General features: G+C 67.2%; 16 protein-coding genes and 1 other annotated feature. Of the genes, 10 read left to right on the top strand and 6 right to left on the bottom strand.

Translation table 11 applies throughout. The features are described from left to right. On the top strand, positions 1-411 hold the full coding sequence (locus BLW81_RS26405) for a Zn-ribbon domain-containing OB-fold protein (RefSeq protein WP_083409756.1): 411 nt from the start codon (positions 1-3) through the stop codon (positions 409-411). On the opposite strand, the gene BLW81_RS26400 is transcribed toward BLW81_RS26405, so the two are convergent. Both BLW81_RS26400 and BLW81_RS26395 read right to left on the bottom strand, forming a co-directional pair. Next, complete coding sequence (locus tag BLW81_RS26400) at positions 412-1,017, bottom strand: TetR/AcrR family transcriptional regulator (RefSeq protein WP_235632103.1); 606 nt, start codon at positions 1,015-1,017, stop codon at positions 412-414. Beyond that, positions 1,010-2,335 (bottom strand): aromatic ring-hydroxylating oxygenase subunit alpha, encoded by a 1,326-nt coding sequence (locus tag BLW81_RS26395; RefSeq protein WP_173839682.1) that lies wholly within the window; start codon positions 2,333-2,335, stop codon positions 1,010-1,012. Before BLW81_RS26395 ends, BLW81_RS26400 begins: the two co-directional genes overlap by 8 nt. A gap of 90 nt (positions 2,336-2,425) precedes the next feature. Here BLW81_RS26395 and BLW81_RS26390 point away from each other — a divergent pair, with 90 nt between their 5' ends. Continuing rightward, a complete protein-coding gene (locus tag BLW81_RS26390) occupies positions 2,426-4,186 on the top strand; it encodes an N-acyl-D-amino-acid deacylase family protein (RefSeq protein ID WP_083409754.1) in 1,761 nt (586 codons plus the stop codon). A gap of 67 nt (positions 4,187-4,253) precedes the next feature. Here the strand turns inward: BLW81_RS26390 and BLW81_RS26385 are convergent, their stop codons facing one another. Further along, positions 4,254-5,648: a hypothetical protein gene (locus BLW81_RS26385; protein WP_157897847.1), complete on the bottom strand. Its 1,395-nt coding sequence runs from the start codon at positions 5,646-5,648 to the stop codon at positions 4,254-4,256. A 596-nt stretch (positions 5,649-6,244) separates the two neighbouring features. Here BLW81_RS26385 and BLW81_RS26380 point away from each other — a divergent pair. From BLW81_RS26380 to BLW81_RS26360, 5 genes are all read left to right on the top strand, one after another. Continuing rightward, positions 6,245-9,109 (top strand): MMPL/RND family transporter, encoded by a 2,865-nt coding sequence (locus BLW81_RS26380; protein WP_083409752.1) that lies wholly within the window; start codon positions 6,245-6,247, stop codon positions 9,107-9,109. A 58-nt stretch (positions 9,110-9,167) separates the two neighbouring features. Then, complete coding sequence (locus BLW81_RS26375; RefSeq protein ID WP_083409751.1) at positions 9,168-9,839, top strand: PAS and ANTAR domain-containing protein; 672 nt, start codon at positions 9,168-9,170, stop codon at positions 9,837-9,839. A gap of 96 nt (positions 9,840-9,935) precedes the next feature. After that, on the top strand, positions 9,936-10,286 hold the full coding sequence (locus BLW81_RS26370; protein WP_083409750.1) for an STAS domain-containing protein: 351 nt from the start codon (positions 9,936-9,938) through the stop codon (positions 10,284-10,286). After that, the gene (locus tag BLW81_RS26365; RefSeq protein WP_235632102.1) at positions 10,283-14,449 is read left to right on the top strand and encodes a SpoIIE family protein phosphatase; all 4,167 of its coding nucleotides are present in this window, start codon (positions 10,283-10,285) and stop codon (positions 14,447-14,449) included. The genes BLW81_RS26370 and BLW81_RS26365 overlap by 4 nt, the downstream gene beginning before the upstream one ends. Next, positions 14,449-14,751 carry an STAS domain-containing protein gene (locus BLW81_RS26360; RefSeq protein ID WP_083409749.1) on the top strand — a complete coding sequence of 101 codons (303 nt, stop codon included), beginning with the start codon at positions 14,449-14,451 and terminating at the stop codon, positions 14,749-14,751. The genes BLW81_RS26365 and BLW81_RS26360 overlap by 1 nt, the downstream gene beginning before the upstream one ends. Positions 14,752-14,757: 6 nt before the next feature. Here the strand turns inward: BLW81_RS26360 and BLW81_RS26355 are convergent, their stop codons facing one another. After that, positions 14,758-16,167, bottom strand: a complete 1,410-nt coding sequence (locus tag BLW81_RS26355) for a glycoside hydrolase family 183 protein (protein WP_157897846.1) — start codon at positions 16,165-16,167, stop codon at positions 14,758-14,760. Positions 16,168-16,531: 364 nt separating this feature from the next. Between BLW81_RS26355 and BLW81_RS26350 the strand changes: the two genes are divergently transcribed. Both BLW81_RS26350 and BLW81_RS26345 read left to right on the top strand, forming a co-directional pair. Beyond that, positions 16,532-17,767, top strand: a complete 1,236-nt coding sequence (locus BLW81_RS26350) for an IS256 family transposase (RefSeq protein ID WP_083407378.1) — start codon at positions 16,532-16,534, stop codon at positions 17,765-17,767. A 104-nt stretch (positions 17,768-17,871) separates the two neighbouring features. Further along, positions 17,872-19,112, top strand: a protein-coding gene (locus BLW81_RS26345; protein WP_407662279.1) for an IS3 family transposase whose coding sequence is annotated in 2 segments (ribosomal slippage) — positions 17,872-18,154 and positions 18,154-19,112 — 1,242 coding nt in all. Because the reading frame shifts where the segments join, the coding sequence is not laid out codon by codon here. Then, positions 18,147-18,264: a sequence feature (AL1L pseudoknot), on the top strand. Its footprint overlaps the gene before it by 118 nt. Here BLW81_RS26345 and BLW81_RS26340 read toward each other — a convergent pair. Both BLW81_RS26340 and BLW81_RS30090 read right to left on the bottom strand, forming a co-directional pair. Continuing rightward, a complete protein-coding gene (locus BLW81_RS26340) occupies positions 19,068-19,559 on the bottom strand; it encodes a hypothetical protein (protein WP_157897845.1) in 492 nt (163 codons plus the stop codon). The genes BLW81_RS26345 and BLW81_RS26340 overlap by 45 nt on opposite strands. A 56-nt stretch (positions 19,560-19,615) precedes the next feature. Then, on the bottom strand, positions 19,616-19,891 hold the full coding sequence (locus tag BLW81_RS30090) for a hypothetical protein (RefSeq protein ID WP_235632101.1): 276 nt from the start codon (positions 19,889-19,891) through the stop codon (positions 19,616-19,618). A gap of 292 nt (positions 19,892-20,183) precedes the next feature. Here BLW81_RS30090 and BLW81_RS26330 point away from each other — a divergent pair, with 292 nt between their 5' ends. Continuing rightward, a complete protein-coding gene (locus tag BLW81_RS26330; protein WP_083409747.1) occupies positions 20,184-21,533 on the top strand; it encodes an APC family permease in 1,350 nt (449 codons plus the stop codon). The last annotated feature ends 1 nt before the right edge of the window (position 21,534 follow it).

Raw genomic sequence — 21,534 nt, 5'->3', positions numbered from 1 at the left:
GTGACCACGTTCGAACGCCCGATGCCCGTCAAGACCCCGACCACCGCGCCCTTCTGGGATGCGCTCGCGCAGCACCGCGTCGTGATCCAGTATTCGCCGTCATCGGATGCGTACGTGTTCTATCCGAGAGTCCGCGCGCCGCGCACCCTCGCCGACGACCTGGAATGGCGCGAGATCTCCGGGATGGGAACCCTGTACTCGTTCACGGTGGCCCGCCGGCCGGTGGGGCCGCACTTCGCCGACGCCGTACCGCAACTGCTCGCGATCGTCGAATGGGATGAGGGCCCGCGGTTCTCGACCGAACTGGTCAATGTCGACCCGGCCGGCCTGAAAGTCGGGATGCGGGTCAAACCGGTGTTCATCGACTACCCCGAGCACGACGTCACGATGCTGCGCTACGAACCGGCGTAGTCACCGCAGCCGGGCCAGCAGCGCCTCGAGGCCGTAGGTGAACACCGCGTCGTAGTCGGTCGGTGACTGCAGCGCACCGACCAGGTCCTGGTCCGGCCAGTCGTCAGTCCACAGCGTCGGGTCCTCTTCGTCGTGCTTCTCGCCGCGCACCGCGGCGAATCGCATGACGGCCGAGGAGATCACGTGCACCTCGACGGCCCGCAACACCAACGCCGCGTCGGCGCCCGTCACACCGAGTTCGGCCAGCTGAGTCGCCAGTGCGCGCTGAGCGGGCAGGAACAATCGCGGCGTGGCGTCACGGGAGTGCGCGATGGCCAGCAGGTGCTGCCGCTCGATCAGCAGCCGGCGCTGGGCGTGCGCCAGTGAGGCGATCCGGTCGACGGCGGTGTCGCCGGCCATCGGCAGATGCGCCATCTCGTCGAGCAGCCGGTCGACCAGGCTGTCGAACAGTTTGTCGCGCCCGCCGACGTGCCAGTAGATCGACGTCACCGCCACGCCCAGCCGGTCGGCCAGGCCGCGCATCGTGAAGCGGTCCACCCCGTCCAGTTCGATCATCGCCGCGGCGGCGTCGACGATGGTCTCCGCGGAGATCGCCGCGTCAGGCACCGGGTTCACCTCCGGTCATCCGGTCGGCTTGCGGTAGCTCGAGATACCGCTCGAGGTTGCGGTGCATGTTGATGATCCGCCGCTCCTCGTTGGACAGGGTCAGGTGGGTGAACCCGGGTTGGCGCAGACCGCGCTGCAGACCCGCCAGTACCGAAATGTCCTGCGTGAGAACCAGTCCTGGATGCGCGTCGGCCGCAGCAACCCGAACGTCGACGGGCTTGGCCCGCGGCGCGCCGGGCGGCATCCGCATCCACAGCAGCATCACCAGCTCGCCATGGTCCGGGTCGGCGCCCGGATGCGACGTCATCACGGTCAGATGATCGGCGTTGGTGAGCAGCGTCATGTTCGGGAACACGTTGTACTGGTGAAGCCGCATCACCTGGTCGGTGCTGGCCCAGTCCAGGTCGACGCCGCGGGATGCGGCGAACGCGCGGGTGCGGGCGGCGATCACGTCGGCGACCGATGCGCCGGGCGCGCGATCGGCGGGCAGCGGCGTGCCCTCCTCGACACCCATCAGCGCGCCCTGGGTGCTGACGTAGGCGTCCCACACCTCGGCGTCGGTCAGCTGGTCCTTCAGTTTCGGGCTCGGCACGCCGTAGACCTGTTCGGACTTGCCGGTGTGACCCCAGATCCGTTGTGGCGCATACACGTCGTCCATGCACCGATGCAGCTCGGGGTGCAGCGTCTGGATGTGGTAGGTCTCGCTGTACCCGTCGGCGATGGTCTTCCAGTTCGCGTCGACGTCGACGGTCATCGTTGCGTAGCAGCGGAACTCGCCGAGCCGGGCCCACTCCACGTCGCCCGGCATTTCCTCCAGATACTCCAGCAGCGGCATCGCGTCGCGGTCGAGATTGACGAACACCATGCGCTCCCAGGTGTCGACCGCGACGCCGATCAACGGCAGATCGGTCAGCCGCAGCGCACCGAAACCCTTGCGGTTCGGCACCCGACGCAGCACGCCCGACAGGTCCCACGTCCAGCCGTGGTAGCCGCAGCGCAGCTCTCGCAGCTCGGAACCCGAACCCGAACACAGCGAGTTACCGCGGTGGCGGCACACGTTCTGGAAGGCGCGCAGCACGCCGTCGTCGTCGCGCACGATGAGCACCGAGTAGGGGCCGCAGCGGTATTCGAAGTAGTCGCCGGGCTCAGCCACGTGATCGACCGTGCAGGCCAGCTGCCACACCTTCGGCCACATCCGCTCGTTCTCCAGCCGCGCGAAGGTCGGGGAGTGATACCGCTCGACGGGCACCAGAGTGGGCCGGGGAGGCGGTGTTCCGATCGCGTCCTCGCGTCGGACGTCGGGCGTCGTTTGCGTCACGCTCAGACCTTTCGAAGTTGCCCCGAACCGCTCTGTAACGGTGTTACAGTGCCCACGATAACGGCTGGTCGGTGCGTCCGGAGGGCAATCGTGTTCGATCTGAAAATCACCGGAGGAACGGTCGTCGACGGCACCGGTGCCGACCGCTTCACCGCGGACATCGGCATCAGGGACGGCGCGATCGTCGAGGTTCGCCGCCGGGGTCCCGGCGACCCCCCACTGGAGGGGGAAGCCGCCGAAACCATCGACGCCACAGGCAAAATCGTCGCTCCTGGCTTCGTGGACATCCACACCCACTACGACGGACAGGTCAGTTGGGACGGGCTGCTCGAGCCGTCGAGCAACCACGGGGTCACCACCGTGGTGACCGGCAACTGCGGCGTCGGCTTCGCGCCGGTGCGGCCGGGCAGCGAGGAATGGCTGATCGGCCTGATGGAAGGAGTCGAGGACATCCCCGGCACCGCGCTCACCGAGGGCATCTCATGGGGCTGGGAGAGCTATCCCGACTACCTCGACGTCATCGAAAAGCAGCACTATGCCATCGATGTGGGCAGCCAGATCGCGCACGGCGCGGTCCGCGCGTACGCGATGGGGGAGCGCGGCGCCCGCAACGAACCCGCCACCGACGACGACATCGCCGCGATGGCCCGCCTCGTGCAAGAGGGCGTCGAGGCCGGCGCGCTGGGCTTTTCAACCTCGCGCACGCTCGGTCATCGCGCCATCGACGGCGAACCGGTACCGGGAACCTTCGCCGCCGAGAACGAACTGTTCGGCCTGGGCCGGGCGATGGCCGCGGGCGGGCGTGCCGTGTTCGAACTGGCGCCGCAGGGCGTTGCGGGGGAGGACATCATCGCGCCCAAGAACGAACTCGAGTGGATGAGCCGCCTGGCCGCCGAGATCGACCGGCCGATCTCGTTCGGGATGATCCAAGTGGATGCGGCGCCGGACCTGTGGCGGGAACAGTTGGAGGTTTCGGCGCAGGCGCACGCGGCAGGCAGTCCGCTCTATCCGCAGATCGCCGCGCGTCCGTTCGGGATGCTGTTCGGCTTCCCGGGGCATCACGCGTTCACCCATCGGCCGACTTTCCGCCGACTCAAGGCCGAATGCGGTCGCGAGGAGTTGGCCGCCCGCCTCGCCGACCCGGCCGTCAAGAGCGCGATCCTGGCCGAAAACGACCTGCCGCCCGACCCGAAATTGTTGTTCGACAATATGTTTGCGCTTGTGCAGTATTCGCTCGGCCGGATCTACGCGCTGGGCGATCCGCCCGACTACGAGCCGACTCCTGACCGCGCCGTCGCGAACATCGCCAAGGAACGCGGCGAGGACCCGTTGTCGACGCTGTATGACCTGATGCTCGAGTCCGATGCGACCGCGATGCTGATGTTGCCGTTCTTCAACTACTTCTACGGCAATCACGACGCGATCCGCGAGATGCTGCTGCACCCGGCGGGCGTGGTGGGCCTGTCCGACGGCGGCGCGCACTGCGGCATGATCTGCGACGCGTCCTATCCGACGTTCCTGTTGACGCACTGGGCCCGCGACCGTCACCGCGGGGACAGGCTGCCGCTGGAGTATGTGATTCGCAAACAATCGCACGACACCGCACAGTTGTTCGGCCTCTCGGACCGCGGCGTGATCGAGGTGGGCAAGAAAGCCGACATCAACGTCATCGACATGGACGCACTGACCCTGCATCCCGCTCGTATGGCCTATGACCTGCCGGCGGGCGGACAACGCCTGGTGCAGGGCGCTTCCGGATACACCGAGACCATCGTCTCCGGAGTGGTCGTGCGCCGCGACGGAGTCGACACCGGGGCCCGGCCGGGCCGGCTGGTGCGCGGCGCCCGCTGATTCCGCTTCCGCCGCAGACGAGAGACGGCCCCCTCGTTGCCGAGGGGGCCGTCGCCGTCGCGCTTACTTAGTCGTTGTCGTTGTCGTTGTCGTTGGAACCGCCACCGTCGTTCGAGCCGCCGCCGGTGTTGGTGCCGCCGCCGGTGTTGGTGCCGCCGCCAGTGTTGGTGCCGCCGCCGGTATTCGAGCCACTGCCGGTCTCGTTGTCGTCGTCACCGGTCTCGTTGTCGTCGTCACCGGTTTCCGGGTCATCGGCGTCGTCGCCGGTGTCGAGGTCGTCGTCACCGCTGCCAGTGCCAGTTCCGGTGCCCGAGCCATTGTCATTCCCAGTGCCGGTGCCGGTGCCGGAGCCGGAGCCGGTCTCGCCACCTTCGCCCGCGCCGGTGCCCTCACCCGCGCCGGTTTCTTCACCAGTGCCCGCGCCCGCGCCGGTTTCCTCTCCCGCGCCCGCACCCGAGCCTTCGCCCTCGCCATCGTCTGTGCCATCGCTGACGAGGTTCACCGGCACGGTGTCACCGCCGAGGCTGTAGTCGCTCGGGCCGCCCTGCGTGCTGAAGCTCGTCTCGACCGGGGGCGCGGGCGGCTTGATCGCATTGGCGATCAGGTTCGGCAAGGTGACACCGAGGTAGGTGAACAGGCCGCGGTCGAGCAGACCCTGCCACTCGGCGGGAGGATTGGTCGCCTTCGGGATGAACCCGTTGACCAACGCGTTGACGGCCAGCACCGGCAGGTTCACCAGATGGGTGGCGAAATCGACCAGGTCGCCGGCGACGAACGACGCCCGCGCCTCGTCGAGGCTCTCGGTGATGCGGACGATCGAGCCGACGATCGGTTCGAAGATCGCCTTGGTCGCGGCGAATTCGGAGATGACGTCGAGCAGCGCGGGCAGCTTCACCGCGCCGGGGAGATTGGCCACGAACTGACCAGGGATGGAGAAGATCGGGATCAGTGGCCGCATCCCGCCCAGATAGTTCAGCACGAACCAGCCGTTGACCTCCGAGTACGCCTCGAAGAACTTGCCTTCCGACAGGTACCCCAGCGACTTCTGGAGCACGCCCGGCAGCAGTCCGAACGCGGTCTCCATCGCCGTGTTGGTGTTCGCAAGGGCGGTCTGGATGGTGGGCCCGAAGTTCGTGTTGAAGTTCTGGAACTCGTTCAGCAGCGGCCCGGGGTTCAGGATGTTCTGCACCAGGAAGTTCGCGGTCTCCTGGAAGATGTAACCGGTGCTCAGCGCTCCCAGCAGATTGGACGCGGCATCCGTGGTGCCTGCAGTCAGCTTCGACAGGCTGTCGAAGGTGTTGGCGGCCGTCTGGCCCCACACGACGAACGGGTTGGTGGCCGCGGTGAGCTCGACCGCCGCGGCCTGCGCCGCGCGCTCCGAGACTTCCTGGATGTCGGGCATCGGGCTGACCGGGCTGAGGGCGATCGCGCCGGCACTGGCCATCGCAACGCCAGCAACCATCAGCTTGCTGCCACGACGAGTAGATGGTGAGTAACTGGGCGAGGGCCCGTAAACCGGCGGATCCGCCTGAACTGCTAGCTGCACGTTTTCTCCTGTTGTGCCTGTGGTTTTGCCAAACGGCAGCCGAAGATTAGCTGAGCCTCACCTAAGAAACAAGAGCTTCGCTTGTCTACATAGGTTCTGTTACGGCTGGCGGCGGCGAGACGAGATCGCAGCTGAAGCGGGGTGCTCGGGCATGACCAAGCGACCGAGTCGAAATTTACCCAAGGGTCACTGACGATCGGGGGCTACGTACCCCAGCGGATGGTGACCTTCGCCACGTCACGGCGCGGGATCTGCTGCCGAGTGGTCGAAAGGTTGCCGACGCCGGTGCGGTGACAGGGCAGAGGGCCCTCGAGAAGGAGCGCCGCTCCCAGGCGGCTCGTCGCCACCTCAAGCGTCAGGCAAAGTGCTCGCACCCGCGTGGCCGAATATCACGCCTTAGCTGTGAAGTTGCTGTCAAGTCCGCGTTGACAGCTAATACTTCGACCGGCTAGATATACGACACAACCAGCGGGGTTTGTAAAGGCCCGTAAGCGCGACAAAGGGGACCGGGGATGAGCGGAACCGAAGCGGTTGCTGCCCAGCGGTCGCGGATCGCCCACGCCATCCGGCTGCTCGCCGTCCCCATCCTGATCGGCTGGGTGGTGCTGACCGTGGTCACCAACGTGTTCGTGCCCTCGCTGGAGAAAGTCGGCGAGGCCAACACCGTCTCGATGAACGCGCACGACGCGCCGGCCTTTATCGCGATGCAGCGCGTCGGCGCCAACTTCGAGGAGTTCGACTCCGACAGCAACGCGATGGTCATCCTCGAGAGCGACAAACCGCTCGAGGCCGCCGCGCACCGGTACTACGACGAACTGATCCAACGGTTCCGCGCCGATCCGGTGCACATCGAGCACGTCGCCGACTTCTGGAGCGACCCCCTGACCGCGGCGGGCGCGCAGAGCGCCGACGGCAAGTCCGCCTACGTGCAGATCTACCTGCGCGGCAACATGGGCGAGACGATCGCCAACGAGTCGATCCAAGCGGTGCGCGACATCATCGCCGAAACCCCGGCGCCAGAAGGGATCAAGGCGTACGTCACCGGCGGCGCGGCGCTCAACGCCGACCAGCGCGTCGCCGGTGACAAGGGCGCGGTCAAGGCCACCGTGGCCACGTTGATCGTGATCGCGATCATGCTCTTGATCGTCTACCGCTCCGTCGCCACCATGCTGTTGATCCTGTTCATGGTGTTCGTCGAACTCGGCGCCTCGCGCGGGATCGTGGCGTTCCTCGGCAATTCCGGCTTCATCGGGCTGTCGACGTTCGCGACAAGCCTGTTGACGTTGATCGCGATCGCCGCGGGCACCGACTACGCGATCTTCCTCATCGGCCGGTATCAGGAGGCGCGTCAACTCGGTGAGGACCGCGAAACCGCCTACTACACGATGTTTCACGGCACCGCCCACGTCGTGCTCGGCTCGGGCCTGACGATCGCCGGGGCGCTGCTGTGCCTGAAGTTCACCCGGCTGCCGTGGTTCCAGACCATGGCCGTGCCGTGCGCGGTGGGCGTGCTCGTCGCCGTACTCGCGGCGCTGACGCTGGGACCGGCCGTCGTCGTGATCGGCAGCCGATTCGGGTTGTTCGAACCCAAGCGCGCCATCAACTCGCGCGGGTGGCGCCGCATCGGCGTCGTCGTGGTGCGCTGGCCCGGACCGGTGTTGGCCGCGACCTGCGCGCTGTCGCTGATCGGTCTGCTGGCCCTCAACGGATACAAGGTCGACTACGACGGCCGCCACTTCCTGCCGGAGGACACCCCGTCCAACATCGGGTACGCCGTCGCCGACCGGCACTTCGACGCGGCCCGGATGAACCCCGAACTGATGATGGTCGAAAGCGACCACGATCTGCGCAACTCGGCCGACTTCCTCGTCATCGACAAGATCGCCAAGGCGGTGTTCCGGGTGCCGGGTATCGCGCGGGTGCAGACGATCACCCGGCCCCAGGGCAAGCCCATCGAGCACACCACGATCCCGTTCCTGCTGAGCATGCAGGGCACCACCCAACAGCTCAACCAGAAGTACCAGCAGGACCGGATGGCCGACATGCTGGTGCAGGCCGACGAGATGGGCAAGACCATCGCCTCGATGGAGAAGATGGCCAGCCTCACCCAGCAGATGGCCGCGACCACCCACAGCATGGTCCAGAAGACCAAGGACATGACGGTCGACGTCGCCGAATTGCGGGACCACATCGCCGATTTCGACGACTTCTTCCGACCCATCCGCAACTACTTCTACTGGGAACCGCACTGCTACGACATCCCGATCTGCTGGGCGCTGCGATCGGTGTTCGACACCCTCGACGGCATCGACACGATGACCGACGACATCCAGCGCCTGGTGCCCGACCTCGAGCATCTCGACAGCCTGATGCCGCAACTGGTCACGCTGCTGCCCCAGCAGATCGAGACCATGAAGACGATGCGGACCATGATGCTGACCATGCAGTCCTCCCAGAAGGGGCTGCAGGACCAGATGGCGGCGATGCAGGAGAACTCGCACGCCATGGGCGACGCGTTCGACGAGTCGATGAACGACGACTCGTTCTACCTGCCCCCGGAAGTGTTCGACAACAAGGACTTCCAACGAGGCATCAAGAACTTCATCTCGCCCGACGGCAAGTCGGTGCGGTTCATCATCGAGCACGAGGGCGACCCCGCCACTCCCGAGGGCATCGACCACATCGACGCGATCAAACTGGCTGCCAAGGAAGCGATCAAGGGCACCCCGCTGGAGGGGTCGACCATCTACCTCGGTGGCACCGCCGCCACCTACAAGGACATGCGCGACGGGTCGAACTATGACCTGATGATCGCCGGATTATCGGCTGCCGCACTGATTTTCATCATCATGCTGATCATCACGCGGGCCGTGGTCGCGGCGGCGGTCATCGTCGGTACGGTGCTGCTCTCACTGGGCACGTCGTTCGGGCTCTCGGTGCTGGTGTGGCAGCACCTGCTGGGCATCCGGTTGCACTGGATCGTGCTGGTGATGTCGGTGATCCTGCTGCTGGCGGTCGGGTCGGACTACAACCTGTTGCTCGTGTCGCGGTTCAAAGAGGAACTGCACCACGGCTTCAAGGTCGCGATCATCCGCGCGATGGCCGGTTCGGGTTCGGTGGTCACCTCGGCCGGTCTGGTGTTCGCCGCGACGATGGCGTCGTTCGTGGTCGGCGACCTGCTCAGCATCGCCCAGGTCGGCAGCACGATCGCGCTCGGCCTGTTGTTCGACACGCTGATCGTGCGCGCGTTCATGACGCCGTCGATCGCGGCGCTGCTCGGCCGATGGTTCTGGTGGCCGCTGCGAGTGCGCACCCCGGCGTCGCGGCGACGCCTGGCGGCGCTGTTCCCGGACCGGGTCGGCGCGACCGCCGACTGAACTGACCGGGACCTCGCGAACGCTCTCGTCGGTGCCGCTGACATGCGATGATGTGCCCATGTCGGAGCCGGAGGTCGCGAACAGCCCGCTGCCGTCTGCCTCCGACCGGGCGATCGCGGACCACAATGTCGGGACCTTCCGGTTCTGGTTCGTCGGCCAACGTTGGGAGTGGTCCGACGAAGTGGCCCGCATGCACGGGTACGAACCCGGCGCCGTCGAGCCCACGACCGAACTGCTGCTGTCGCACAAACATCCCGACGACCGGCAGCAGGTGCAGGACCTTCTCGACCACGCGCTGCACTCCGGCGGGTCGTTCTCCAGCCGGCACCGGTTCATCGACACCGCAGGCAAGGTGCACACGGTCATCGTGCTGGGGGACCGGATGTTCGACGAGTCCGGTGCGGTGGCGGGCACCGAGGGCTACTACGTCGACCTGACCGACACCTTCGCCCAGACGCGACGGCAGGCGCTGTCGGAGACGTTGCCCGAGATGTTCGAGGCGCGTGCGGCGATCGAGCAGGCCAAGGGCGCGCTGATGCTCGTCTACCGCATCGACGCCGACGCCGCGTTCGAGTTGCTCATGTGGCGCTCGCAGGAGACGAACACCAAACTGCGCACGCTGGCCGGGCAGGTCGTCGCCGGCCTCGGGTCGGTCGACGCGCAACGCGACGGTCTGCGACGGCAGTTCGACCACCTGCTGCTGACCGCGCACCAGCGGACCGCCGGATGAGCGAACCCGCATGAATGTCACAGCTGAAATCTGTCGAGTTGGGGTATCAGCAATCCATGAAGATCAGCCGGTTGCCTCGGTGACAGGTGCCCGACCGTGGCTCTGTTAGAGGTCAAGCAGGATGTGCGGGACGCCGCGGTGGTGGTGTCGGTCGGCGGTGAGGTCGACTCCGGCACCGTCACGAAGCTTCAGCCGCACCTCGATGCTGCCCTCGAAGCGGCCGGCGGGCACCCGACGAAGCTGCTGGTCGTGGAGCTCGGCGCGGTGACGTACTTCGGCAGCGCCGGCCTCAACGCCGTCCTCGACTGCTACGAGCAGGGTTCGGTCGCGGGGGTTTCGGTGCGGCTGGTGGCCGCCAACCCCGAGGTGGTGCGTCCCATCGAGGTGACTCGACTCGACAAGGTCATCCGACCGTACAGGTCCGTGGCCGACGCGGTCGAAGGGTGAGCGCGCCGCGCGGGCCGCAGCCCTTGCCGGAGGTCTTCAGTGCCGACCCCGCGGTCGGCGCCGACCTCGCGAGGGTGTCGTGGGAGGCGACCCCGCTGGGGCCGGTGGCGCACTGGCCGCAGAGCCTGCGCACCGCCGTCAGCATCTTGTTGTCGTCGCGGTTCCCGATGTGGATGGCGTGGGGCCCGCAGCTGACGTTCTTCTGCAACGCCGCCTATCGCCGCGGCACGTTGGGACGCAAGTACCCGTGGGCGCTCGGGCGCCCGGCCCGCGAGGTGTGGGCGGAGATCTGGCCCGACATCGGACCGCGCATCGACCGGGTGCTCTCCACCGGTGAGGCCACCTGGGATTCGGCGCTGCTGTTGTTCCTCGAGCGCTCCGGGTACCAGGAGGAGACCTACCACACCTTCTCGTACAGTCCGCTGCGCGACGACGACGGCGTCGTGGTCGGGATGTTGTGTGTGGTCAGCGAGGACACCCAGAAGGTGATCAGCGAACGCCAGATGGCGACGCTGCGCGATCTGGGCTCGGACCCGAGCGTGGTGCGCACCGAAGTGGAGACCCTCGCGTTCGCCGACCGCCAGCTCGGCAACAACATGAGCGATCTGCCGTTCACCCTGACCTACCTGTTCGACGACGACGGCGGCGCACGGCTGGCCGGGGCGACGGGTGTGGTTGGCGGACACCGCATTGCGCCGTCGCGGCTGGCGGCGGACGACTCCGGGGTCTGGCCGGTGAGCCACGCGGTCAGCGGCGAGTCGACGGTCGTCGACCTCGTCCCCGACCGGTATCCGCAGGTGCCGACGGGGGCGTGGGACGCGCCGCCGGTCCAGGCGCTGGTGGTGCCGCTGCTGCAGCAGGGCGGATCGCCGAGCGGTCTGCTGGTGGCCGCGCTGAACCGGTACCGCCCGCTCGACGAGACCTATCGCGGGTTCGTCACCCTGGTCGCCGGACACATCGCCGCGGGGGTCGGCAGCGCGCGCAACTATCAGGCGCAGCAGCAGCGGGCCGAGGAACTGGCCGAGCTCGACCGCGCCAAGACCGCGTTCTTCTCCAACATCAGCCACGAGTTCCGCACGCCGCTGACGCTGATCCTCGATCCGGTCGCCGAGATGCGCGGTCGCGGCGCCGATTTCGACGAGCCCACCCGTGAGGAGCTCGACATCGTCTGGCGCAACGGGCTGCGCCTGGCGAAGCTGGTCAACACGCTGCTCGACTTCTCGCGTATCGAGGCCGGCCGGATGCGGGCGCGGTACGTGCCGGTCGATCTCGGCGCAGTCACCGCCGAACTCGCCAGCGTCTTCCGGTCGGCGATCGAGCGGGCCGGCCTCGCGTTCACCGTCGACTGTCCCGCCGTCGGCGAACCGGTCTACATCGACCGCGACATGTGGGAGAAGGTCGTCTTCAACCTGTTGTCGAACGCGCTGAAGTTCACGTTCGACGGCGGCATCACTGTCGGTGTGCGCCGCGACGGCGCCGAAGCCGTGGTCACCGTCGCCGACACCGGCGTCGGCGTGGCGGCCGACGAGATGCCGCGGTTGTTCGAACGGTTCCACCGCATCGACAACGTGCGCGCGCGGTCCAACGAGGGCAGCGGCATCGGCCTCGCGTTGGTCAGGGAGCTCATCGAACTGCACGGCGGTCGCATCGCCGCCGACAGCACCGAGGGTGTGGGCACGACGTTCACCATCCGGCTGCCGGTCGGCAGCGCGCATCTGCCGGCCGACGCGATCGTGCCCGCGACGGACGCGCGCACCCGGGCCGAGAGCGCCGAAGCCTATCTGCAGGAGGCGATGCGCTGGTTGCCGTCCGAGGAGGCGTTCGACGCACCGCCGGTCGCCCCGGCATCCAGGGCGTCCGCGGCATCAGCGGTCTTCGGTGCCGGCGCGACACCGCGGGTGCTGATCGCCGACGACAACTCCGACATGCGCGAATACGTCGCTCGACTGCTGCGCAACGACGGCTATCTCGTCGACGCCGTGACCGACGGGCAGAGCGCGCTCGACGCGATCCGCGCAGACACCCCCGACATGGTGGTCAGCGACGTGATGATGCCGCGGCTGGACGGGCTGCAGCTCGTCGCGGCGCTGCGCTCGGATCCGCGCACCGCAGCCGTGCCCGTGCTGCTGTTGTCCGCACGCGCCGGACAGGAGGCCGCGATCGACGGCCTGCAGGCCGGTGCCGACGACTACCTGGTCAAACCCTTCGCGGCGGCCGAGCTGCTCGCGCGGGTGCGCACCAACGTCAAGCTCGCCCGGCTGCGCAACCATCACGCCCGATGGCGCACCGCGCTCGTGGATTCGCTGCAGGAGGCCTTCTTCGTCTGCGACGAGGACGGTGCGGTGATCGAGATCAACGCCGCGTTCACCGACATCCTCGGCTTCGGCGTCGAGGGCCCGCCGTACCTGCCGTGGCAGCCGTGGTGGCCCGCCGCCGACACCGACCCCGAGGCGCACCGACAGGTCAGCGACGCGTTCACCCGGATGCTGAGCGAACCGAACGGCCGATTCACCATCCCGGTCACCCACCGCAACGGGCACCGGCTGTGGATCACCGTGGCGTTCAACAAAATCGAGGAGATCGACACCGGGCGAAAGATGCTCGTCGGCACCTTCCGCGACGTGACCGCCGAACACTACACCGTGCAGCGGGAGACCGCGCTCGCCGCACTGAACGAGCAACTCGCCTCGGCCGACACCCTGCGCGACGCGGTCCGCGCCGCTGCTGACGAGCTCAACGCGGTGTGGCGGGCCAACCATGTGCTGGCCGCCACCTTCCCGACCGAGGACGCCGAGAACCTCAGCGAGCCCATCGAATTCGTCAGCGCCGGGAAGCATCTGCGGTGGCACGATCTGCCGGCCGGCACCCAACAGGAGATCCTGGCGCTGCGCACCGCCGACTCGCTCGTCGCCGACACCACCGAACCCGGCACGGCGCGCATCGCGCTGCAACACCCGCGAGGTGTGCTGGTGCTGCATCTCCAGCTGGCCGAGCGGCGACCGTTCACCCCCGAGGACCACACGCTGCTGGCCGTGCTGGCGGGCCGGCTCGGGCAGGGTCTGCAACGGGTGCATCAACTCGATCAGCAGCGCGAGACGGCGCTGGCGTTGCAGCACGCGATCCTGGGGCCGACGGTGTCCAGCGGGTTCGCGGTGCGGTATCAGCCGGCCACGCGGCCGTTGCAGGTCGGCGGGGACTGGTACGACGTGGTCAACCTCGACGACGGCCGGATCGCGCTGATCGTCGGTGATTGCGTCGGGCACGGGCTGCCCGCGGCGACGGTGATGGGTCAGCTCCGAAGCGCCTGCCGCGCACTGCTTCTGGAACATCCCAGCCCCGCCGCCGCGCTGTCGGCACTCGACCGGTTCGCGGCCCGGCTGCCCGGTGCGCGGTGCACGACCGCGTTCTGCGCGGTGCTCACGCCGGAGACCGGCGAGCTCGTGTACTCCAGTGCCGGGCATCCGCCACCGGTATTGGTGTTGGCCGACGGCGGCACCCGGCTGCTCGACGATGCCTCGGTCACCCCGCTCGGGCTGTCCTATGACCACGTCCGGCCCGAGAGCCGCGACGTGATACCGCCGCGCGCGACGCTGCTGCTCTACACCGACGGCCTCGTCGAGCGGCGGCGCGAGTCGTTGGACACCGGAATCCGCCGGCTCACCGGCGTGCTGACCGACCACCGCGCCGTCGCGCTCGACGACTTGGCCGACGAGGTCATGTCCAAATTGACCCCGCACTACGGATACCAGGACGACGTTGCCCTCATGATGTACCGCCAGCCTGCCCCCCTGGAGATCGAATTCGCCGCCGACGCCAACGAACTGGCGCCAACCCGCGGCGCGCTGCGCGCCTGGCTCACGCAGGCCGGCGTCGCGCCCGCCCAGGCCCTCGACGTGCTGATCGCGGTCGGCGAGGCGCTGGCCAACGCGATCGAGCACGGCCACCGCGACCGCGCCGGCGGCACCGTCTCGCTGCGCGCGACCGTGCTGGCGGACCGGCTGCACGTGGCGATCGTCGACACCGGGGTCTGGAAACCGCCCAACTTCGATCCGGCTGCGCACCGAGGCCGGGGTATCGCGCTGATGCGGGCCCTGATGCAGGATGTCTCCATCGAACCGGGGGAGTACGGCACGACGATCAACATGCACGCGAGGATTGCCTGATGGCCACTTACGTGGACGTGCGCACCGGCCGCGGGGAGGACGGCACGGTGCTGGTGAGCGCGACCGGTGAACTGGATCTGAGCAATGTCGAGGCCTTCACCAAAGCGATGGCGGCCGCTGATTCGGAACCGGTGGTGGTCGACTTCAGCGGCATCGAGTACCTCGACAGCGGCGCGATCAACGCGTTGTTCGAGCACGCGGGCCGGATCCGTCGGATCGTGGTGAACCCGATCCTGTTGCCGGTGTTGACCGTCAGCGGCCTGACGCAGGTCGCCGAAGTGCAACCGGCGCACCAAGATTAAGTGCGATCAGGGCAGCACGGTGCGCATCAGCATCACGTTGTAGGCCGACCACAGCGACAGGTTGAAGTACAACTCCTTGCCGGTCGACCACGGATGCAGGAACGGCGCATAGATGCCGCCCGGGATCTCTGCCGACCGCACCAGCAGCCGCTCCGGACTCCACGGCCCCTGCGGTGCGGGCGCGGTCCTGCTGACCACGTCGTTGGCGCCGTTGCAGTACAGCACCAGGTACTGGTTCAGGTAGGTGTTGAACTGCGCGGTCATCTCTCCGACCGGCCCCGGTATGACGACCGTGGCGGCACCGGGATCCCGTGGCACCCAGGCGTTGCGGTCGGCGTTCCAGTACTCGTAACGACCGGTGTCGGCGATCCCGTCCGCAGGCACCCGCGAGATGTAGGCCGCACCACCGCGGCCGGCGGGCGTGCCGAACGAGTACAGGTAGGGGTCGCCGGGACCGGGCTTGAGAAACGCGCCCTGCTGGAAGTTCTGGTTGCCAGGGATGTGCCGGGCGCCCTCGATGCTGCCGTTGCCCGGAGTGCGCACGCTTCCGGGATACACGCCCCAGTGTTCGCCGTTGTCCGGTGAGACCGCGATCGCCGAATAGTTCGTCGTCCAGCGGCCGTCGCTGTCCCAGCTCTTGATCGACATGAAGTTGATGTACTGGTTCCCGCCGACCGCGATGCCTGCCGTCGGGATGATGCCCTTCTCCGTCGGCGCCCACTTGGTGGTGTTGATGATCTGTTTGGACAACCCCGGCGCCCACAGCGGCGAACCCGAATACCGGTTGCCCACCGTGCCGTCGGGCACCGCGACCGTCTTCGACAGCGCCCCGTCCTGGGTGCGGAACAGCGTGTTGTACCGCCACTGCTGTCCGCGCACGCCGCAGTAACCGTAGGTGTCGCCGAACGCCATCAGCACCTGGCGGTTGCCCGGATCGCCGTTGTCCCACATGATCCCGAGGTCGGTGCCGGTGATGGCGAACCGTCCGATGGTGTCGTTGGGACTCTCCGGTCCGGTCACCCACCCCACCAGCGACGTGCCCGGCGGGGCCGGCGGCGGCGGTGGCTGCGGCGGGGCCGCGACCGGGATCTGCTGCGCGGCAATATCATCGGCCGGCGGCGTCGGCGCGACCGCGACCTGCTGCTGAACCTGCGCCGACCGCGGGAGCTGCCCGAGCCGCGGCAGGGGCGCGCCGTCGTTGGTGCCGCGCGGCCGGTGCCCGACCGGCGGGCCGCCCGGCAGCGCCGGCGTCGCGCCCGCGTTGGGTGCCGCGGGCGGCTGCGCGGCCGCGGCGGCGCCCGTGCAGGGCTCGGCCAGCGCACTCGGTGTCACCCCGAACGCGACGCCCAGCGCGATCACGGTGGCGGTGGCCGCCGGGATCATCGACACCGAGCAGATGCGGGAACGCGGCGACATGTCACACCTTTCCGAGGCGGACGTCGCGGTGACGTCTGCGATAGGGCGCAAGTGACGTTAGTGACCGATGAGGCAGAAGTGATCTTCGTGCGCGGATAGATATACATCCGTGACCGTGTCGCAACCAGCGATTTGTGAGTGATTCCGTTCGGCAGCGGGCGTTGTCAAGCTGCGTGGAGTCGGTTGGGTTCGTTTTCGGCGGGAAGGTTGATGCCGACGACTGAACTACCGGTTGCGTCCAGCAGAGTGGTGTACGAGTCGGGCCTGATCAGCGGTACCGGCGTGTCGTAGCCGAATGATTGAAGGTCATCGCGTGATTCTTCGAGAGACCCGCGAAAGTCACTCGAGCAAAGGAATCAACGCGATGACCACTGCCCACAATATCGACCTGCCCGCCGTGCTGGCCGAACGACTCACCACCACCCACCCCGACGTGCTGCGCGAGCTGCTGGCCACCTTCATCCACACCCTGATGGGCGCCGAAGCCGACGCCCTGTGCGGCGCGGGATACGGCGAGCGCAGCACCGAGCGCACCAACTCCCGCAACGGCTACCGCCATCGCCAATTCGACACCCGCGCAGGGTCGTTAGATCTCGCGATCCCCAAGCTGCGGCACGGCTCCTACTTCCCAGACTGGCTGCTGGAACGCCGCAAACGCGCTGAGCGGGCCCTGACGACCGTGGTCGCGACGTGCTACCTGCTCGGTGTCTCTACGCGGCGGATGGACAAACTCGTCGAGACCCTGGGCATCACCAGCCTGTCGAAGTCCCAAGTCAGCGTGATGGCCAAGGAACTCGACACCGCCGTCGAAGCCTTCCGCACCCGACCCTTAGACGCCGGCCCCTACACCTTCGTCGCCGCTGACGCCCTGGTGCTCAAGGTCCGCGAAGGCGGCCGGGTGGTCAACGTGCACGCCCTGATCGCGGTGGGGGTCAACACCGAGGGCTACCGCGAGATCCTCGGCATCGACGTCACCACCGCCGAGGACGGGGCCGGCTGGCTGACGTTCTGGCGGTCACTGACCGCCCGCGGGCTGTCCGGGGTCAAACTGGTCACCAGCGACGCGCACGCCGGCCTGGTCGCCGCGATCGGCGCCACCCTGCCCGGCGCGGCCTGGCAGCGCTGCAGAACGCACTACACGACCAACCTGATGGCCATCACCCCGAAAGCCTCGTGGCCGTGGGTGCGCACCCTGCTGCATTCGGTGTTCGACCAACCCGACACTGAATCCGTTGCCGCACAATATGACCGGATCATCGACGCACTCGCCGACAAGCTCCCCAGGGTCGCCGAGCACCTCGAAGCAGCCCGCCCGGACTTGCTGGCGTTCACCGCATTCCCCAAGCAGATCTGGCGCCAGATCTGGTCGAACAATCCCCAGGAGCGACTGAACAAGGAGATCCGGAGGCGCACCGACGTCGTGGGTATCTTCCCCGACCGCGACGCCCTGATCCGCCTCGTCGGCGCGGTACTGGCCGAACAACACGACGAATGGGCCGAATCCAGGCGCTACCTCGGACTCGACGTCCTGAGCAAATCACGCACCGTCAACGACACCCCGACCGAACAGGAGGCCACCCCCGCGGCACTGCCCGCCTAAACGACCACATCGAAGAATCACACGACGACGTCGTACACCACGTCCCTGGACTTGACCGAACTACCCCAGGTTTTCTTCCGATCTCTATAGGAGGATTGGAAGTTATGCCCCGTCAGTATTCGCCCGAGTTTCGGGTGCGTGCGTTGCGTTTGGTGGACACCACAATGGAGTCTGCGGAAGTGTCTGAGTTCGAGGCGATCAAGTCTGTTGCGAGCAAACTCGGGGTTGCCGAGGAGTCGGTGCGTCGGTGGCGGCGTAAGTCGCAGATCGATGCCGGCGAACGCCCTGGCGTGACGACCTCCGAGCACGCTGAGATTCGCCGCCTCAAGCGCGAGGTCGCCGAATTACGAAGAGCGAACGAGATTTTGAAGTCTGCGTCAGCGTTTTTCGCAGCGGAACTCGACCGCCCAGGAACGAAATGATCGCCTACATCGATGCGCATCGCGATCAGTTCGGGGTCGAGTTCATCTGCCGTGTTCTGCGGGCAGCTATCCCTGGGTTTTTCACCTCCCGCGGTTACCGCGACGCCAAGACCCGCCCCCGCTGCGACCGCGCTCTGCGCGATGAGCTGCTGATCGCCGAGCTGGCCACCGTGCACCGGGCGAACTACTCGGTCTACGGCGTCAAGAAAATGCAGCACGCCATGATCCGGCGTGGCTGGTCGATCGGACGCGAACAAACCCGCAGGTTAATGCACTTGGCTGGCCTGCGCGGTGTGCGGCGCGGCAAACCGGTATTCACCACAATCACCGACCCCGCCGCGGCCCGACCGGCCGATCTGGTCAACCGGCAGTTCGCCACCAGCGCACCCAATCGGCTCTGGGTCGCCGACATCACCTACGTGCGGACCTGGCAGGGGTTCTGCTACACCGCGTTCGTCACCGATGCCTGCACTAAACGGATCGTCGGGTGGGCGGTGTCGCCCACGATGAGCACCGAAGACTTACCTCTTCAGGCGTTCAATCATGCTGTTTGGCAACAGAACTCAGATCTTTCTGAGTTGATCCATCATTCCGACCGCGGATCGCAATACCTATCGCTGACCTATACCGAGCGGCTACTTGAGCTCGACATCGCGCCATCGGTGGGATCTCGCGGAGATAGCTATGACAACGCCCTGGCCGAAGCAGTCAACGCCGCCTACAAAACAGAACTGATCTACCGCGGCCGGCGCTGGCGCGGCGTCGACGACGTCGAACTGGCAACCGCTCAATGGGTGGCCTGGTACAACCAGGAACGCCTGCACGAAGCCCTCGGCTACCTCACCCCAGCCGAGTACGAGACCGCCCTCACCGCGGACTCACACCATGCGAGCCAGCCAGCCCCGGCCCTCGCAACCGCATAGGAAGAAAACCTGGGGTAGTTCAACGGCGAGCGCGTCGCACTCGCGTTCTTCGACACGCCAACCCACGATCTTGCGGGAGTAGATATCGATGATCGAATACGCCTTGAACGTCACACCACGCCACGGGCTACGCAACTCAGTTATGTCCCAACTCCAAATCTGCTGCGAGCCGGTGGCTTTGAGTACTGGGGTCGCCCGCGGTGTCCTACTGCGGGAGCGGGTCGGCGCCACCGGGCGGGCGCTTTGATCGATGATCTCGGCCGCGATGCGCCACCACGAACGCCGCGAGGCCAGCATCACGCCCTGATCCCAAGCCGCAGCGAAGGCGTGATCTACCGATGTTCCCGTCTGCCAGCCAGCGGTGATCTTGTCATGGATCACCGCCCGGTCGGCCTGGGGGATGCGAGAGGGGTAGGCCCGGTCCTTCTGCGGGAGCGGATCGGCCACTTTCGCGCGCGGCTTTGAGCGGTAGTGCCACGTCGAGCGCGACAGATCGATGAACCTCAGCGCTCGACGCTGCGATCCGATTGCCGCGCTGAGCTCGGCGACGAGCTCGTTTTCGAGGTCGAGGAATCGTCGGGATCGCTCGTCGGCGGGGCTTCGTCGGGCTCTTGTGCGTTCATCGCGTGCAAGAGCCCGATAGCTTTTCCCAACGCCTCATTCGTGGCCTCGAGCTCGCGTACCCGCTCTCGTAGATGCGCCAGTTCGGCCTCATCGCGATCCTGCTTGGCCGCATTCGCCTTGGCCAACGCCCTGCGTCGTGCCGGGGGAACCGTCATAGGACCACCTTCCCTCGGAATCAGGGCGCGGTCGAGGTCACCAACGAACACCGCCGCCTGCCACCGTCGGAACTGGTGAGTCGACACCCCCCGAGCAGCAAGGAACGGCCCCTTTTGCCCATAAGGCACAAGCTCGTACTCCACGACGAGCTCCCGAATCTCGCCAGGAGTAAACCCCGGACTGATAGACATAAACCAACCCCTTCACGCCGGTCTGACTGACTCACAACCAGCGTGGCAAAGAGGGCAGGCGATCGTTTTCACGCACAAGTCGCGGGGTATCTGCAGGTGCATGACGTCTGCGGCCAAGGCTCACGACAGCGATACCAGCGATCCGGCTGCCGAGGGCAAGCTGAAGCGCAAGATCACCGGTCCGCTGCTGTTCCTGTTCATCCTCGGCGACGTGCTCGGCGCCGGGATCTACGCGCTGATGGGCGTGCTCGCCGGCGACGTCGGCGGGGTGCTGTGGGCGCCGCTGCTGGCGGCGCTGTTCCTGGCACTGCTGACCGCGGGCTCCTACGCCGAACTGGTGACGAAGTATCCGCGCGCGGGCGGCGCGGCGGTCTTCGCCGAGCGCGCGTTCAAACGGCCGGTGGTGTCGTTCCTGGTCGGGTTCAGCATGCTGGCCGCCGGGGTCACCAGCGCGGCCGGGCTCGCGCTGGCGTTCGCGGGTGACTACCTGACGACGTTCATCGACGTGCCCGCGGTGCCCGCCGCGATCGTGTTTTTGGGACTGGTCGCCTGCCTCAACGCCCGCGGCATCAGCGAGTCGGTCAAGAGCAATGTGGTGATGACGGTGATCGAGCTGACCGGTCTGCTCATCGTCGTGATCGCGGTCGCGGTGATGGTCGGCGGCGGCCGGGGCGACGTGGGCCGCGTCGTCGAGTTCCCCGAGGGCGCGACACCCGCGCTGGCGATCCTTTCCGGTGCCATCGTCGCCTACTACTCGTTCGTCGGCTTCGAGACCTCGGCCAACGTCGCCGAGGAGATCCGCAACCCGAGCAAGGTGTATCCGACCGCCCTGTTCGGGGCGCTGATCACCGCCGGCGTGCTCTACGCGCTGGTCGGCCTCGCGAGCGCGATCGCGCTGCCCGCAGGCGATCTGACGGAGTCATCCGGTCCGCTGCTCGACGTGGTCTCGGCGGCCGGCGTCGGCGTGCCGGACTGGCTGTTCAGCGCGATCGCCCTGGTCGCCGTCGCCAACGGTGCACTGCTCACCATGATCATGGCGAGCCGGCTGACCTACGGCATGGCCGAGCACAACCTGCTGCCCGCCGTCCTCGGGCGCGTGCTGCCGCAGCGACGCACGCCGTGGGCGGCGATCCTCGCGACGACGGTGGTGGCCATGCTGCTCAGCCTGGTCGGCGATCTGTCCACGCTCGCCGAGACCGTCGTGCTGCTGCTGCTGTTCGTGTTCATCTCGACCAACATCGCCGTGCTGGTCCTGCGCCGCGACCACGTCGAGCACCCGCATTTCCGGGTGTGGACCGCGGTGCCGGTGCTCGGTGTGGCCTCGTGCGTGCTGTTGCTCACCCAGCAGACCGCCAAGGTGTGGTTGTTCGCCGCGATCCTGCTGGCCGTCGGCGCCGTGCTCTACCTCGCGGCCCGTGCAGCGACCCGTCGGCAGGCCACGGCGGACTGAT

The sequence above is a fragment of the Mycolicibacterium rutilum genome (assembly GCF_900108565.1).
Taxonomy (GTDB): Bacteria; Actinomycetota; Actinomycetes; order Mycobacteriales; family Mycobacteriaceae; genus Mycobacterium; species Mycobacterium rutilum.
The sequence above is the reverse complement of the archived record's forward strand: the minus strand, read 5'-3'. Positions and strand labels throughout refer to the sequence as shown.